Source organism: Microbulbifer sp. YPW1 (genome assembly GCF_013367775.1).
Classification (GTDB): Bacteria; Pseudomonadota; Gammaproteobacteria; order Pseudomonadales; family Cellvibrionaceae; genus Microbulbifer.
Window position 1 is genome coordinate 3029700 of record NZ_CP055157.1, and the last position, 15301, is coordinate 3045000.

The 15301-nt window shown below is 59.0% G+C and carries 13 protein-coding genes (1 of these 13 running past the window's edge); all 13 read left to right on the forward strand.

Features of this window, described 5'->3' with window-relative positions; translation table 11 throughout:
* The first annotated feature begins 101 nt into the window (after positions 1-101).
* Positions 102-1718: a hypothetical protein gene (locus HUW35_RS12300; protein ID WP_181252595.1), complete on the forward strand. Its 1617-nt coding sequence runs from the start codon at positions 102-104 to the stop codon at positions 1716-1718.
* A 28-nt stretch (positions 1719-1746) separates the two neighbouring features.
* Complete coding sequence (locus HUW35_RS12305) at positions 1747-3117, forward strand: SLC13 family permease (protein WP_181252596.1); 1371 nt, start codon at positions 1747-1749, stop codon at positions 3115-3117.
* 181 nt (positions 3118-3298) lie between these two features.
* Positions 3299-5470, forward strand: coding sequence for a prolyl oligopeptidase family protein (locus HUW35_RS12310; protein WP_181252597.1), 2172 nt, complete (start codon positions 3299-3301; stop codon positions 5468-5470).
* Positions 5471-5652: 182 nt separating this feature from the next.
* Entirely contained in the window at positions 5653-6540 is an 888-nt protein-coding gene (locus HUW35_RS12315; RefSeq protein ID WP_181252598.1) for a MaoC/PaaZ C-terminal domain-containing protein, read from the forward strand.
* Between the two features lie 83 nt (positions 6541-6623).
* Complete coding sequence (locus tag HUW35_RS12320; protein ID WP_181252599.1) at positions 6624-7136, forward strand: CinA family protein; 513 nt, start codon at positions 6624-6626, stop codon at positions 7134-7136.
* Positions 7137-7273: 137 nt separating this feature from the next.
* Positions 7274-8305, forward strand: a complete 1032-nt coding sequence (gene recA / locus HUW35_RS12325) for a recombinase RecA (RefSeq protein WP_181252600.1) — start codon at positions 7274-7276, stop codon at positions 8303-8305.
* Positions 8306-8307: 2 nt separating this feature from the next.
* The gene (locus tag HUW35_RS12330; protein ID WP_255463267.1) at positions 8308-8871 is read left to right on the forward strand and encodes a regulatory protein RecX; all 564 of its coding nucleotides are present in this window, start codon (positions 8308-8310) and stop codon (positions 8869-8871) included.
* Between the two features lie 114 nt (positions 8872-8985).
* On the forward strand, positions 8986-10473 hold the full coding sequence (gene glpK, locus HUW35_RS12335; protein WP_181252601.1) for a glycerol kinase GlpK: 1488 nt from the start codon (positions 8986-8988) through the stop codon (positions 10471-10473).
* Between the two features lie 138 nt (positions 10474-10611).
* On the forward strand, positions 10612-11481 hold the full coding sequence (locus HUW35_RS12340; RefSeq protein ID WP_181252602.1) for an alpha/beta hydrolase: 870 nt from the start codon (positions 10612-10614) through the stop codon (positions 11479-11481).
* Positions 11482-11618: 137 nt separating this feature from the next.
* Complete coding sequence (locus HUW35_RS12345; protein WP_078084933.1) at positions 11619-11807, forward strand: Trm112 family protein; 189 nt, start codon at positions 11619-11621, stop codon at positions 11805-11807.
* 45 nt (positions 11808-11852) lie between these two features.
* Positions 11853-12215, forward strand: coding sequence for a histidine triad nucleotide-binding protein (locus tag HUW35_RS12350; protein WP_181252603.1), 363 nt, complete (start codon positions 11853-11855; stop codon positions 12213-12215).
* 60 nt (positions 12216-12275) lie between these two features.
* Positions 12276-14888: an alanine--tRNA ligase gene (gene alaS / locus HUW35_RS12355; RefSeq protein WP_181252604.1), complete on the forward strand. Its 2613-nt coding sequence runs from the start codon at positions 12276-12278 to the stop codon at positions 14886-14888.
* A gap of 156 nt (positions 14889-15044) precedes the next feature.
* Positions 15045-15301: the 5' portion of an aspartate kinase gene (locus tag HUW35_RS12360; protein WP_181252605.1), read on the forward strand. Its footprint extends 982 nt past the window's final position; 257 of the gene's 1239 nt are visible here — the first part of the coding sequence; the start codon lies at positions 15045-15047; the stop codon falls past the right edge of the window.

Sequence of the window (15301 nt, forward strand, 5' to 3'; positions counted from 1 at the left end):
CATGGCGCGGCGCGATTGACCTCTAGTAAGATTCTGCGACCATAAGGCGCGCGCGCAAACGTGCGCCAGGAAAAGAATGAAAAAGGCAGGATTGTCAGGGTATGGATACAGCGGATGCCGGGCTGCGTTGTTCGGAAAGCAGTGGCAACGCGGAGGCGTTGGTTTCGGGCAGCTACATGCTGGTACCACACGGGTTTGCGGCGGGTAATCAAATACAGATCTGGGTGGGGGTGCACGATGCACTGTCCACAGGGCGACTGTGGCTGCGCAGCGAGCCTCTGGTGCCGCAGAGTGCGGAGATCCCCTCCTGTGTATCCAGCTGCCGTGATGCCCCTCTGCAACTGGAGCGGCAGGCGCAGGGGCTTCGCTATACCCTGGTGACAATGCCCGCAGCTCCCGGTTGCTATTACCGGCTGTCCCTCTGGCAGTGGCAAAACGGGGAACAGAGCAAACTCGCCGAAGCAGATTGTCGCGGCCGGCCGGACTCGCTGGCCAGTGGTTTCAACGTTTGGTACGGCACTTGCTTCTACCGCAATGCGGATCACGGTGCTCTGGCAGAGGCATTTTCCGCACTGCCTGTGGCCGCCCGCCCGGACGTGTCTTTCCTTGGCGGGGACCAGGTGTATCTGGATACCGCTTTCTCAAATACCGGATTTACCTTTATCCCGGGATTCAGCACACGCAATTTTTCTCCGCTCGCGCTGCGCTCCGACGGTTCCATCCGTCGGCTGCTCAACAAGATATTTGCGCGGGAATATCGGGAGACCTGGAGGGGAGGGCTGCGCAAGTTGCTGCGCTCGGGGAGCCACTATTTCCTCGCCGGGGACCATGAGTTCTGGAACGATTACCCCAACCCCCCGGGATTTCTGCCGGTGCTGTGGTCGTCCAGGGTGCGGCGGATTTGGGATGACTGCGCGCGCCAGCTATTCAATGCCTACCAGCTGCCGCACGGGCGCGGGGCGAGCCAGTTTGATGTGGGTAAAGAGCTGAGCTTTTTCGTTCTCGATACCCGCTTGCAGCGCGGTCGCGGTCGCGATCGCAACGTTACCGACCCGGCTACTCTGCAGCAGTTGGAAGACTGGCTGCAGGGACTGGAATCCCCGGGGGTACTGGTACTTCCCGCACCTCTGCTCACTCGCTGGCAGTTTCGCGCGGGGGGAATCGGGCGTGCGCTGCAAGTGGCATTAGGGTTTGGTGATCACTCCCTTGCGGATACCGGTCAGTACCAGGCGCTGGTACGTGCACTGAACGCTTGTCGTCAGGATGTGCTGATTCTCGCAGGGGATGTGCACTTCAGTCGCCTTGCGGAATTTGAATTGAATGGCAAACAAGTGGTGGAAGTGGTCTCTTCCCCGTTGTCCTGTCTGCCGAGCGCCGCCGCTGTGCCGGAACAGAAGCCGGGATTTTTTCCCGATCGGCCCACCGACGATATCCGTGTAAAGGTGAATTATCTGAAGGCCGGCAGTACTCGCTCCGTGCTGCGCGCGACGTCAGGCAACGAACTGGGTAAAAGCATCAGCAACAATAACTTTGTCACCCTGGGTTTTACCCGCGGGGATAAGGGAATCTGCGTGAATATCCAGTGCTGGAATGTGAACGCCAGAAATGAATGTGGCACGCCCGCTGTGGATTGGGAGAGTCGCCAGATACTCTTACATCGCCGCCAGCCTGAAATCCGGCGCGATACAGACGCGACTGAAGCGCAAGCGTCGGAATAAGAAAAAGTAGAATAGCGAAATATTCATCATGACCAGACAACTGTTTATTCCCCTCGGCCCGGTTATTGCGGTCGTTTTCTATTTTGTGATGAAGTCGCTGGGGATGCCGTATTTACCCGCGGTGACTGCGGCGATTACCGTGCTGACAGTGATCTGGTGGATCACCGAGGCACTGCCGATTCCGGCAACCTCCATTGTGCCGTTTGTACTGTTGCCACTGTTCGGCGTGGCAGATCACAAGCTGGTGGCATCGTCGCTGGGTAGCCATGTGATCCTGTTGCTGATGGGTGCCTTCATGCTGTCCAAGGCGCTGGAAAAGAGCGGCGCCCACGAACGGCTCGCCCTGTACATGCTCAAGGTGGTGGGGATCTCCAGTGGTCGACGGCTGGTATTGGGATTCATGCTGGCATCGGGGCTGCTGAGTATGTGGATATCCAACACGGCGACCACCCTGATGATGCTCCCCATCGCACTGGCGATCCTCTCCCGCGCCGATAACCATCGACTGACCGTCGCGCTGATTCTGGGAATTGCCTATGCGGCCAGTCTCGGCGGTGTGGGCAGCCCGCTGGGTACACCGCCCAATGTTATTTTCATGGGCATTTATGAAGAGATTACCGGGCAGGAATTCAGTTTCGCGCGCTGGATGAAAATCGGTTTGCCGGTGGTATTGATCACTTTGCCGATTATGGCCCTGTGGCTGACGCGGGGGATTCGCCTGCACAAGTCGCTGGAGCGGCCCACGGTCGGTGCCTGGCGGGCAGAAGAGGTGCGCACCCTGGCGGTATTCGGGATTGCGATATTGTTCTGGGTAACCCGCAACGAACCCTTTGGCGGCTGGAGCGACCTGCTTGGTGTGCCCGATGCCGGGGACAGCACCGTGGCGCTGGCCGCAGTGGTGCTGATGTTCCTGGTACCCAATGGTAAGGGCGGAAGGCTGCTGGACTGGAAAACCGCCGAAAGTATTCCGTGGGGAATGTTGCTGCTGTTTGCCGGGGGGATCGCCATTGCCAAGGGCTTTGCCGCGTCCGGACTCAGCGACATGATGGGGCAGGGGCTCAATTTCCTCACCGCCATGCCGCTGTGGCTGATGCTGGTATTGCTGTGTCTGTCGGTCACCTTCCTTACGGAAATCACCAGTAATACTGCGACGGCGACATTGCTGATGCCGATTCTCGCAGTTGTCGCCACCAGCGCCGGGTTTGATCCCATGGTACTGATGATTCCTGCCGCCATGTGTGCCAGCTGTGCGTTTATGCTACCGGTCGCCACTGCACCCAACGCGATTGCCTATGGCACCGGTAAGCTGCGGATTCAGGAGATGGTCAGGGAAGGCGCGGTACTGAGTGTACTGGCGTCTCTCATTATTGCCGGGGTGTGTTGGGTAATGCTGGTGTAGCCGAAAAAACGCCTGGTGTTTTATTCTGCTGTGTGCGCCCGCGGCGCTCAATTAGTCTGTCTATTTGCCTGCCGACGAATGATTGTTTGGCACGATCTGTGTAAATGCCAAGTCCTTGATCTGTAACGATGAATTGGGTTTCCTAGGTGGTTTCGTAGCAACCCCGTAGGGACACTCAATAATGAAAAAACTATCCATACTGGCGGTGGCAGGCGTGCTGGCCGCCTGCTCGGGCGAATCTCCGGAGGTCTCCCAGTCCATGAGCGAAGTGCAGGCGGAAAGCCCCAGCGCATCCGCCGCGCTGGCTTATCCACAAACCCGCAAAGACGATGTTGTCGACAACTATTTCGGTAACGAAGTAGCAGATCCCTATCGCTGGCTGGAAGACGACCGCAGTGAGGAAACCGAAGCCTGGGTTGAAGCCCAGAACAAGGTGACCTTCAGTTATCTGGATCAGATCCCCTACCGGGAAAACCTGAAGCAGCGCCTGGAAACCCTGTGGAACTACGAAAAAGTGGGCTCCCCATTCAAGGAGGGCGATTACACCTATTTCTATCGCAATGATGGATTGCAGAACCAGTACGTGGTCTGGCGCAAGAAAGGGGACGGCGAAGCGGAAATCTTCCTCGACCCCAACACTTTCAGTGAAGACGGCACCACGTCACTGTCTACCCTGAAGTTTTCCAAAGACGGCTCCATTGCGGCCTATTCGGTGTCTGAAGGCGGTAGCGACTGGCGCAAAATCTATGTGATTGATGCGGAAACCAAAGAGATTCTTGAGGAACCTCTGGTCGATGTGAAGTTCTCCGGTATCTCCTGGAAGGGCAACGAAGGCTTCTACTACTCGAGCTACGATAAGCCTGAAGGCAGTGAACTCTCCGCCAAGACCGACCAGCACAAGCTGTATTACCACAAGCTTGGACAGGCGCAGTCCAAGGATGTACTGGTATTCGGCGGATCCGAAGCGCAGAAGCGTCGCTATGTTTCCGGCTATGTGACAGAAGATGATCGCTACCTGGTGATCTCCGGGGCGACCTCCACTTCCGGTAACGATCTGTTTATCCGCGACCTCACCGTGGCGGATGCGCCGCTGGTACCGGTGCTGACCGATTTCGATTCCGACACCTATGTGATCGATAACCTGGACAGCAAACTGTTCCTGGTAACCAACCGCGATGCCCCGAACAAGAAAGTGGTTACCGTCGATGCCGCCAGCCCCGCTCCGGAAAACTGGCAGGACTTTATCCCGGAAACCGACAACGTACTGACCGCATCCACCGGTGGTGGTTACTTCTTCGCGGAATACATGGTGGATGCCCTGTCGCGGGTGTACCAGTACGATTACAACGGCAAGCGCGTCCGGGAAATCTCCCTGCCGGGGCCGGGCAGCGTTTCCTCTCCCAGCGGCAAGCGCGAAGACAAAACCCTGTACTACTCGTTCACCAACTACAAAACGCCATCCACCATTTTTGCGTTTGATGTAGAGAAGGGCGAATCCGATGTGTACCGCGAATCCGGAGCGCAGTTTGATCCGGCCGCGTACGAGTCCGAGCAGGTGTTCTTCACCTCCAAGGATGGCACCAAGGTGCCGATGATGATCACCTATAAAAAAGGCCTGGAGCTGAATGGCAAGAACCCGACCATCCTGTATGGCTATGGCGGCTTCAATGTCAGCCTGACCCCGTCGTTCAGTATTGCCAACGCGGTATGGCTGGAGCTGGGTGGTGTGTACGCGGTTCCCAACCTGCGCGGTGGAGGTGAGTACGGCAAGCGCTGGCACGATGCGGGCACCAAGCTGCAGAAGCAGAATGTGTTCGACGACTTTATCGCCGCAGGTGAGTACCTGATTGAAAAGGGCTACACGTCCAGCGATTACCTGGCGATTCGCGGCGGTTCCAACGGCGGCCTGCTGGTGGGTGCAGTAATGACCCAGCGCCCGGATCTGGTAAAAGTGGCACTGCCTGCCGTGGGCGTGATGGATATGCTGCGCTACCACACCTTCACCGCCGGTGCGGGTTGGGCCTACGACTACGGCACCGCGGAGCAGAGCGAGGAGATGTTCGAGTATCTGAAAGGTTACTCCCCGGTACACAACGTGAGTGCGGGCGTGTCCTACCCGGCCACCCTGGTGACTACAGCGGATCACGATGATCGCGTGGTACCGGCGCACTCCTTCAAGTTCGCCGCGGAACTGCAGTCCAAGCAGCAAGGTGCCGCCCCCACCCTGATCCGTATCGAGACCAATGCGGGCCATGGCGCGGGCACACCGGTCTCCAAGACCATCGAGCAGTACGCGGATATCTTCGGCTTCACCCTGTTTAATATGGGCGTTTCCGAACTGCCCGGCAGCTGATCCCCGGTTTATTGCTATCCTTAACAAAGCCCGGCACCTGCCGGGCTTTGTCATTTTTCAGGCATCAACGGTAGGCAAAATGGTCGGCGGGGTACCGCTGTGGCCCGGATTCGACTTATGATGCAGAACTGACCAGTCTTATGCCCAGATTTTCCACTGCAGCCGAAGTAGCAAGCAGGCCTATGCCCTTACAGATTCAACTCAATGCCCGTCCGGCAGTGCTGCCGCTCTATTTCCGTGCGCTCACCGCGCGCAAGCGGCGCCAGGTATCCGGCGGGGACGAAGCGGTGCTCGCTACCGTGCGACTGCGGCAACAGGCGATCGACAGTGCGCAACTGCGTGAGTATCGCGAGGTCTGTGGTTTTGGCAGCGGGCCCTCGGTTCCCGCCACATACCCCTTCGTACTCGCTATGCCGCTGCATCTGAAATTGCTGGTTTCCGATGCCTTCCCTTTTCCTGTGCTGGGGGTGGTGCATGTGCGCAACCAGATCAGCCAGTACCGGCGTTTGCAGGAAAGTGACCGACTGGATATCCGCTGCGATCTGGGCGCCCCGAGTGCCGTGAAGCGGGGGTATGAGTTCGATCTCCGCACCCGGGTCTACGTGGCCGGCGAGTTGGTGTGGGAATGTGCAAGCACCCTGTTGGCGAGGGCTGCGCACAGCGGCGCTGTTCGGCCAACCCGCGCGTCTTTCGCCGAGCGCGGGGACATTGACCCCGACGGAACAGTCGAGTGGCCGGTGCCGGCGGATATTGGCCGGCGTTATGCCAGGGTCTCCGGTGACAGGAATCCGATTCACCTGTTTGCCTCCACGGCCAAACTATTCGGTTTTCCCCGTGCCATCGCCCACGGTATGTGGCTGAAGGCGCGCTGTCTCGCGGCGCTGGAGAAGACCGCCCCAGCCGATCCACTGTTTGACCGGTTTCGCTTCGGTGTCGAGTTTAAAAAGCCGGTGCTGCTGCCTTCGCAGGTCTCCCTGCTGCACACCCGGGATGACGATCTGCTGAGGTTCAGTCTCACCGGTGAGGAGAGCCGGCGCGCGCATCTCTGTGGGCGTATTGAGGCCATCTAGCCTGTTATTTACTGTTTGCGTAAACTCGGGCCCACGCTGATAGGTCGGAGTGATGACCTGTTGATTGTGGCTAAGGAGTGAGTGTGGATTCTGAAATCCGGCAATTGGCAGCCAGCCTGGGGCGCGCGCTTCAGAGCCTCGGTTGGAAAGTGACTGCGGCCGAGTCGTGTACCGGTGGTGCCGTCGCCGCGGCCATCACCTCCGTTGCAGGGGCTTCCGCCTGGTTTGAGGGCTCGGTGGTGTCCTATGCAGATCGTATCAAACGGGAATTTCTCAGTGTCGACCAGAAAGATCTGGAGGAGCTCGGTGCGGTCAGCGAGTCGGTAGTACGGCAGATGGCCGTGGGCGTGTTCAACCGCCTGGATGCAAATCTGGCGGTGGCGGTGAGCGGTATCGCCGGGCCCGATGGCGGCAGCGAGGAAAAACCAGTTGGCACCGTCTGGATCGCCTGGGCCCATGGCGAGGGCCAGGAGCCAGTCAAGGTGGACGCTCGGTGTATGCATTTCACCGGCAGTCGCGCGGATATCCAGGCGCAGACTGTAGTCGCGGCGCTGCAGGGCATGCTGGATATTGCGGAGTCTCACCGCACCAGCTGATTCCTGCTATCTCTGAATTCAGGCACCGGGAACGAGTTCCCGGCGCCGACCATCAATTCCGGATTACTGGTTGCTTATACAGTAATTTTTCTCTAAGCTCCCTCCCATAACCAATCTTCAAGTACACGGGAAGGGTCATGGATTCCAACAAAGACAAGGCTTTACAGGCGGCGCTGTCACAGATCGAGCGTCAGTTCGGCAAGGGCACCGTCATGCGCATGGGGGATAAAGAGCGCGTGCGTATCCCCGCGATCTCCACCGGTTCCCTCGGCCTGGACGTGGCACTCGGCATTGGCGGCCTGCCTCGCGGTCGTATTGTTGAGATCTACGGACCTGAATCCTCTGGTAAAACCACTCTGACCCTGCAGGTCATTGCGGAAGCCCAGCGCAAGGGCGGCACCTGTGCCTTTGTAGATGCGGAGCACGCTCTCGACCCGATTTACGCGGAGAAGCTTGGTGTCAACGTTGACGAGCTGATCGTATCCCAGCCGGATACCGGTGAGCAGGCCCTGGAAGTGGCCGATATGCTGGTGCGCTCCGGTGCTGTCGATGTACTGGTTGTGGACTCCGTTGCCGCGCTGACCCCGCGCGCTGAGATCGAAGGTGAAATGGGCGATTCCCACGTCGGCCTGCAGGCGCGACTGATGTCCCAGGCACTGCGCAAGCTCACCGGTAACATCAAGAATACCAACACCCTGTGTGTATTCATCAACCAGATTCGTATGAAGATCGGCGTGATGTTCGGTTCTCCGGAAACCACCACCGGCGGTAACGCACTGAAGTTTTACTCCTCTGTACGTCTGGATATCCGTCGTATCGGCTCGGTAAAAGAGGGCGACGAAGTCGTCGGTAACGAGACGCGGGTGAAGGTGGTCAAGAACAAGGTGGCCCCGCCATTCAAGCAGACCGAATTCCAGATCATGTACGGCGAGGGGATCAACCTGCTGGGCGAGATCGTCGATTACGGTGTGAAGATGGGCCTGGTGGACAAGGCCGGTGCCTGGTATAGCTACAAGGGCGACAAGATCGGCCAGGGCAAGGCCAATGCGGTCAAGTTCCTCAAGGAAAATGTTGATATCCGCAACGATATCGAATCCCAGCTGCGCGCCCAGCTTCTGGGTGACGTAGTCGCCGCACCGGCGGAAGAAGTGGAAGCCGCGGAAGACTGATTTTGTCTTTTCCCCAAGATACTGTCGGCGGCGGGGCAAGCTTGCCGTCGACAGATTCCCCCGAAGATACCCCATCCCCCGTCGAAGCCTTCCAGGCACTATTCAGCAGTGCACTGGAATTGCTGTCCCGTCGTGAACATTCCTGTCAGGAATTGCGCCAGAAACTTGCTGCCAAGCATCCGCACGCGGATTTTGATGCAGTACTGCAGCGCCTGCAGGAGCTCAATTATCAGTCAGATCAGCGTTTTACCGAGGTGTTCTGCCGCTCGCGAGTACAGCGAGGGCAGGGACCACTGCGTATCCGCCAGGAATTACAACTCCGCGGTATATGCTCGAGCATGATTCAGTCGGCAGTGGATCAACTGCAGGAAGAGGTGGACTGGTTTGAGCTGGCACTGGAGCAGCTTCAGCGCAAGTTCCGGCGGCCAATGGATCCGGCGGCTCCCCGCGAGCAGCAGATGAAAGAGCGCGCCCGGCGGCAGCGATACCTCGCCTATCGAGGCTTTTTTGGCGATGCCATCCAGTATGCCATTGCCGAGCTCGACGCTGGTGGGGTTGAAACATGAGGTGTTGCGACTTGAGGCATGGCGCCGGGAAACCTGTATAGCGTATATACTGCCTGAGGACTAAACGGTCGACATGCTCGAGAAAGAATAGCCAATAAAGAATAGTGAGCCGCGATGATCCTCTCCATCGACCAGGGTACTACTGGTACCACTGCCTTTGTCTTCGATACCGAAGGCCGCCTGTGCGGCCGCAGCTACTCGGAATTTCCCCAGTACTATCCACATCCCGGCTGGGTGGAGCACGACGTCGATGAAATCTGGCAGGTGACACTCCGGGTGTGCGCCGCGGCATTGCAGCGCGCGGGGATAGAGGCCAGCGCCCTGCGCGCGCTGGGCATTACCAATCAGCGAGAAACCACCGTGCTGTGGGACCGCAGTACCGGCGAGCCGGTGCATCGCGCGATCGTCTGGCAGTGCCGTCGCTCCTCTGAAATCTGTAACCAGCTGCGCGAGGCCGGTGCCGAGTCTCTGGTGCGGGCCAAAACCGGATTGCTACTGGACGCGTATTTTTCCGCCAGCAAATTGCGCTGGATCTTTCAGGATTCGCCAGCGCTTTACCGCCGAGCGCAGGCAGGGGAGCTCTGCTTTGGTACCGTCGACAGCTGGTTGATCTGGCGACTCACCGGCGGCAAATCCCACCTTACCGACCACACCAACGCCAGCAGGACCCTGCTTTACGATCTGGACCGGCGTCAATGGGATGATGAGCTGCTGAAGCTGTTTGATTGTCCTTCGTCCATTCTTCCCGAAATCCGTCCCTCTTCAGGGGTGTTTGCCAACACCGATCCCGACGCTTTTTTCGGGGCCGAGGTTCCAATTGCCGGAGTGGCCGGCGACCAGCAGGCCGCGCTGTTCGGGCAAGGGTGTATCGAGCCGGGGAGCCTCAAGAATACATACGGTACCGGGTGTTTCATGCTCGCCTATGCCGGTGAGCGCCGGCCGCTGGTACCGGAGGGGCTGCTCACCACGATTGCCTGCGATGGCGCCGGCCAGCCCGCATTTGCTATCGAGGGGTCCGTGTTCAATGGTGGCGCTGCGGTGCAGTGGTTGCGGGATGACCTCGGTGTCATCCAGCAGGCGGCGGATACAGAGCAGATTGCTCATTCGATTCCGGATACCCGCGGTGTCTATCTGGTTCCCGCATTCAGCGGGTTGGGCGCCCCCCACTGGGATGCGGGGGCCCGCGGTGCCATATTCGGTCTTACCCGCGGCGGCGGGCGCGCAGAGGTAATCCGCGCCACACTCGAGTCCATTGCCTATCAGAGTCACGAGCTGGCGAGCCTGATGGCGCAGGCGCTCGGGGTCGAGCTGCAGTGCCTGCGGGTGGATGGCGGTGCCAGTGCCAACAATTTCCTGATGCAGTTCCAGGCGGATATTTCCCGCCTGCGGGTGGAGCGGCCCCGTCAAATCGAATCGACGGCGGTGGGCGCTGCACTGCTGGCGGGTATCGGAGCGGGTATCTGGCAGCACGATCAACTCCCGGAATCGCTGCAGGATATAGAGCAGGACTTTCTGCCGCAGATGGGTGAGCTACAGCGGCGGGCGCTACTGGATGGTTGGCGCCACGCGGTGGCAGCGTGCCGGACCTACAGGTCGGAGTAGCGGTGTGAAAAAGGTGGCTGGAAGCGGTGGCGGGCGGCGCTGATTCATTGTAAAAATGGAATCAGTAACCGGCCCGAAATACTTCGATCATATCGAAGTGGCAACATCCTCAAATAACGATAAGAGCAGGAGCGTGCCATGTATTTTGAATCCCGCGGTATCCGGCTGCACTACCGCCGATGGTGGGTAGAGAATGCCCTTGGTGTGGTGGTGATATCCCATGGTTTGGGTGAGCACAGTGGTCGCTACCGCCTGCATGCCCGCTACCTCAATGCCCACGGCTACAGTGTCTACGCTCTCGATCATGTTGGACACGGCCTGTCCCCGGGTCGCCGTGGCGATATCGAAGATTTTGACCACTACTCCGCAGACCTTTGTCGCCTGATACATCTCGTTCGCCACGAAAATGCGGGGGTGCCGGTGCACCTGTTGGGGCACAGTATGGGTGGGGTGATTGCCTGCGCCAGTGCAATCAACCCGGTGGGTGATAGTTCGATCGCCAGCCTGGTACTGTCTGCCCCGGCTTTTGTCGGTTGCAGTGAGCCCGGGGTTGTAGAGGGGGCCCTGGTGCGCCTGCTGGCGAAAGTTTATCCCTCGTTATCCCTGTCCAACCGGCTGGATGCCCAGTGGATAAGCCGCGACCCCGAGGTCGTGGACGCCTATATAAATGACGAACTGGTGCATGATCGGGTGACGCCGCGCTGGTTTGATGGCTATCAGCGTGCGCGCGACTGTCTGCTGGCCCGGCCCGAGGACATCAAAGTACCCAGCCTGCTACTGTTGCCCGGGAGTGACAGGCTGGTCGATTCCTCCGCTAGCCGCGAGTGGTTTGACCGGTTGCCGGGCAATGTTCACCAGCTGCACGCCTTTCCCGACGCCTATCACGAGCTGCTCAACGAGCCGCAAGCGGCGGAAGAGGCCATGGCGCTGCTGGTAGCGCATCTCAATCGCTTTTCCGAGTCCTCTTCACGTGGTATCCCGGCGCAGCGCGCTGCGGCCGGTTCCTGAGCGGACTCCCCTCTCGCCATTTCCGGCCGCCGGAAATCTGCCTTCGGCCGTGAAAACCCCCTGAAAGCGTTGTACCATACGCGGTCATTTTTGACCCGCAGCCCCGCAATTCCGGGCTGTGGGCTTATGTAGAGTGAATCATGGACAAGAAATTACTGAGCCTGCTGGTCTGTCCGGTCAGCAAGGCCCCGCTCGAGTATCGCGAAGAGTCCCAGGAACTGGTGTGCAAGGCCAGCGGGCTGGCCTATCCGGTACGTGATGGTATCCCGGTGATGCTGGAGTCCGAGGCACGGCAACTGACCGCGGACGAAAAACTGGAAAAGTAGTCCGGCAGTTTTTCGCGGCGGGCCCCGGTGGAAACAGGAGGGATCATGGCAGAAGACAGTGTTTTCAGTCGCATCATTGCGGGAGAGGTGCCGGCGCAGCGTATTTACGAAGACGATCTGTGCATTGTGATCGAGGATCGCGCCCCGCAGGCGCCCACACATCTGTTGATCATCCCCCGCAAGCCTCTGGTTAGCCTGGCAGAGGCTGAGCCCGATGACGCGCCGCTGCTGGGCCATCTGATGTGGGTGGCTTCGAGCGTGGCGCGGCAATTGGGGCTCGAAAAGGGGTTCCGCCTGATCGTAAACAACGGCCGCGAGGCGGGGCAGACCGTATTCCATCTGCATATTCATTTACTGGCCCAGCGCAAAATGCCTGAGGCCGGCCTTGCTGACGACCTGCAGGGCTGAACAGGGTGGCGCAGCCAATGCGCCGGTATAAATTTTACTGACGATGTGGAAGTTGGCTGAATGAAGAGCGCACAGATTCGCGAAGCATTTCTTAAGTATTTTGAAGAGCAGGGGCATACCCGGGTTGCCTCCAGTTCGCTGGTGCCGGGAAATGACCCGACGCTGTTGTTCACCAACGCCGGCATGGTGCAGTTCAAGGACACATTCCTTGGTCAGGATTCCCGCCCGTATGTGCGCGCCACCAGCTCCCAGCGCTGTGTACGTGCCGGCGGCAAGCACAACGACCTGGAGAACGTTGGTTATACCGCACGCCACCATACCTTTTTCGAGATGCTGGGCAACTTCAGCTTCGGTGACTACTTCAAGCGTGAGGCCATCCGGTTTGCCTGGCAGTTCCTGACCGAAGTACTGCAGCTGCCGGCAGAGCGCCTGTGGGTGACGGTGCATATCAGCGATGACGAAGCCGCAGATATCTGGCTCAAGGAAGTCGGCGTCAGCGCGGACCGCTTCTCTCGTCTGGACGAAGACAACTTCTGGCAGATGGGTGATACCGGTCCCTGTGGCCCCAGCTCCGAGATTTTTTATGACCACGGCGAAGACGTTCCCGGCGGTCCTCCCGGTTCCGAAAATGATGACCTCGACCGCTATATCGAGATCTGGAACCTGGTGTTCATGCAGTTCGAGCGCTCTGCGGATGGCGAGTTGCACCCGCTGCCCAAGCCTTCTGTAGATACCGGCATGGGGCTCGAGCGTATTGCAGCGGTAATGCAGGGAGTGCACTCCAACTACGAGATCGATCTGTTCCAGGCGCTGCTCAAGGCGGCCGGCGAAGTGGTTGGTTGCACCGACACCGAAGAGAAATCCCTGCGTGTTATCGCCGACCACATCCGTTCCTGTTCCTTCCTGATCGCCGACGGTGTCATGCCGTCCAACGAAGGGCGCGGCTTCGTATTGCGTCGAATTATCCGCCGTGCTGTGCGCCATGGCCACAAGCTGGGCCACCAGGAAATCTTTTTCCACAAGCTGGTCGCTGCCCTGGTCGAGCAGATGGGCGAGGCCTATCCCGAGCTCCGCGAAAAACAGTCCATCATCGAAGGTGCGCTGCGTAAAGAAGAAGAGCAGTTTGCCAAGACCCTGGATAAGGGGCTTGCACTGCTTGACGATGCACTGGAGTCGCTCGAAGGAACCGAAGTACCGGGCGAGCTGGTGTTCACCCTGCACGATACCTACGGTTTCCCCACCGACCTGACCCAGGATATCGCTCGCGAGCGCGGTCTGACCCTGGATATGGCGGGTTACGAAGAGGCCATGAACGCGCAGCGTGAGCGCGCGCGCGCCGCCGGCAAGTTCAAACAGGATTACAGCGGCAACATCGAACTCGAGGGCACTACCGAGTTCCTCGGCTATGACAACACCGATGCTGCAGGCAAGGTGCTGGCCATTATCAAAGATGGTGAGCAGGTTGATCGGCTCGAAGAAGGCGAGAGTGGCGCCATCGTGCTGGACCGCACCCCGTTCTATGCAGAATCCGGTGGCCAGGTCGGCGACAGTGGCTATCTGCAGGCGGGGGATACGCGATTCGAAGTGTCTGACTGCACCAAGCTGGGAGGGCATCACCTGCACCAGGGCAAGTTGCTGGCGGGCAGTATCGCGTTAGGTGATCAGGTTGTGGCAGAGGTGGCGGGAGATGTGCGGCAGTCCACCGCCCTCAACCATTCCGCGACCCACCTGTTGCACGCTGCGCTGCGCAAGGTGCTTGGTGAGCATGTTACCCAGAAGGGCTCCCTGGTGGATTCCGAGCGTCTGCGCTTTGATTTCTCCCACCCGGAAGCGGTCACCGCCAAGCAGTTGCGCGCTATTGAGGCTCTGGTTAACAACCAGATTCGCGCGAATACTGCGGTGGAAACTGAAGAGACGGATATTGAAACTGCCAAGGCCAAAGGCGCCATGGCACTGTTTGGTGAGAAGTACGGGGATACCGTGCGCGTGCTCTCCATGGGTGAGCGCAGCGATGCCGGTACTTTCTCGGTAGAGCTCTGTGGTGGTACCCATGTGGCGCGCACCGGAGATATCGGCCTGCTGCGAATTGTTGGAGAAAGCGGTATCGCCTCCGGCCAACGCCGTATTGAGGCGGTCACCGGTGCCCATGCGTTGGCGATGTTTGATCAGGCGCAGCAGCGCCTCGATCACGCCTCCGCGTTGCTGAAGGCGCGTCCGGAAAATCTGGGCGACAAAGTCGAGCAACTGCTCGCCAGTAATCGCAAACTGGAAAAAGAGCTCGCACAGCTGAAGACCCGCCTCGCCAGTGGTGCTGGCGGGGACCTGACTTCCCAGGCTGTAGAGGTAGACGGGGTCAAGGTGCTGGCGGCTTCTATTGATGGGGCTGATCCGAAATCCTTGCGCGACCTGGCAGACCAGATGAAAAACAAGCTGGGCAGCGGCATTGTTCTGCTGGCGGCACCGGGTGAGGAAAAGGTTGCGCTAATTGCCGCGGTTACCAAAGATCTCACTGGCAGGCTGGCGGCGGGCGACCTGATGCGCTTTGCCGCGGGAGAACTGGGTGGCAAGGGCGGCGGTCGCCCGGATATGGCCCAGGGCGGTGGCACCGACCTGCAGGCACTGCCCGGTGTGTTGAAATCCGTGCCGGAATGGGTGAAAAGCAATATCAAGTAAGTCAAATGATCAGTTGCGCCAGTAAATCGTGAATTTATGGCATTAGATCAGTAAGAATTGCGCAATTTCAGTTGATTTGCCCTGGGTTTGGTGATTTAGTGCGCGGCACGCGCGAGTCAGGTACCGCGCACCCAGGTAGTAAGGAACACTAGAGCGATGAGTTTGTTCGTGCAGAAATATGGCGGCACCTCGGTAGGCTCCATTGAGCGTATCGAGGCTGTGGCCGATAAGGTGGCTGGATTCAAGGCGCAGGGCCACGGCATGGTGGTGGTGCTCTCGGCGATGAGTGGAGAGACCAACCGTCTGATCGATCTTGCGCGTCAGATCCAGGAGCACCCGGATCCCCGTGAAATGGATGTGCTGGTCTCCACAGGAGAGCAGGTCACCATTGCGTTGTTGAGTATGGCGCTGAA

Bases quoted from the DNA above. Each gene is read 5' to 3' on its own strand.
- HUW35_RS12300 (WP_181252595.1), top strand. From the start codon at position 102: ATGGATACAGCGGATGCCGGGCTGCGTTGTTCGGAAAGCAGTGGCAAC.
- HUW35_RS12305 (WP_181252596.1), top strand. From the start codon at position 1,747: ATGACCAGACAACTGTTTATTCCCCTCGGCCCGGTTATTGCGGTCGTT.
- HUW35_RS12310 (WP_181252597.1), top strand. From the start codon at position 3,299: ATGAAAAAACTATCCATACTGGCGGTGGCAGGCGTGCTGGCCGCCTGC.
- HUW35_RS12315 (WP_181252598.1), top strand. From the start codon at position 5,653: ATGCCCTTACAGATTCAACTCAATGCCCGTCCGGCAGTGCTGCCGCTC.
- recA (WP_181252600.1), top strand. From the start codon at position 7,274: ATGGATTCCAACAAAGACAAGGCTTTACAGGCGGCGCTGTCACAGATC.
- glpK (WP_181252601.1), top strand. From the start codon at position 8,986: ATGATCCTCTCCATCGACCAGGGTACTACTGGTACCACTGCCTTTGTC.
- HUW35_RS12340 (WP_181252602.1), top strand. From the start codon at position 10,612: ATGTATTTTGAATCCCGCGGTATCCGGCTGCACTACCGCCGATGGTGG.
- HUW35_RS12350 (WP_181252603.1), top strand. From the start codon at position 11,853: ATGGCAGAAGACAGTGTTTTCAGTCGCATCATTGCGGGAGAGGTGCCG.
- alaS (WP_181252604.1), top strand. From the start codon at position 12,276: ATGAAGAGCGCACAGATTCGCGAAGCATTTCTTAAGTATTTTGAAGAG.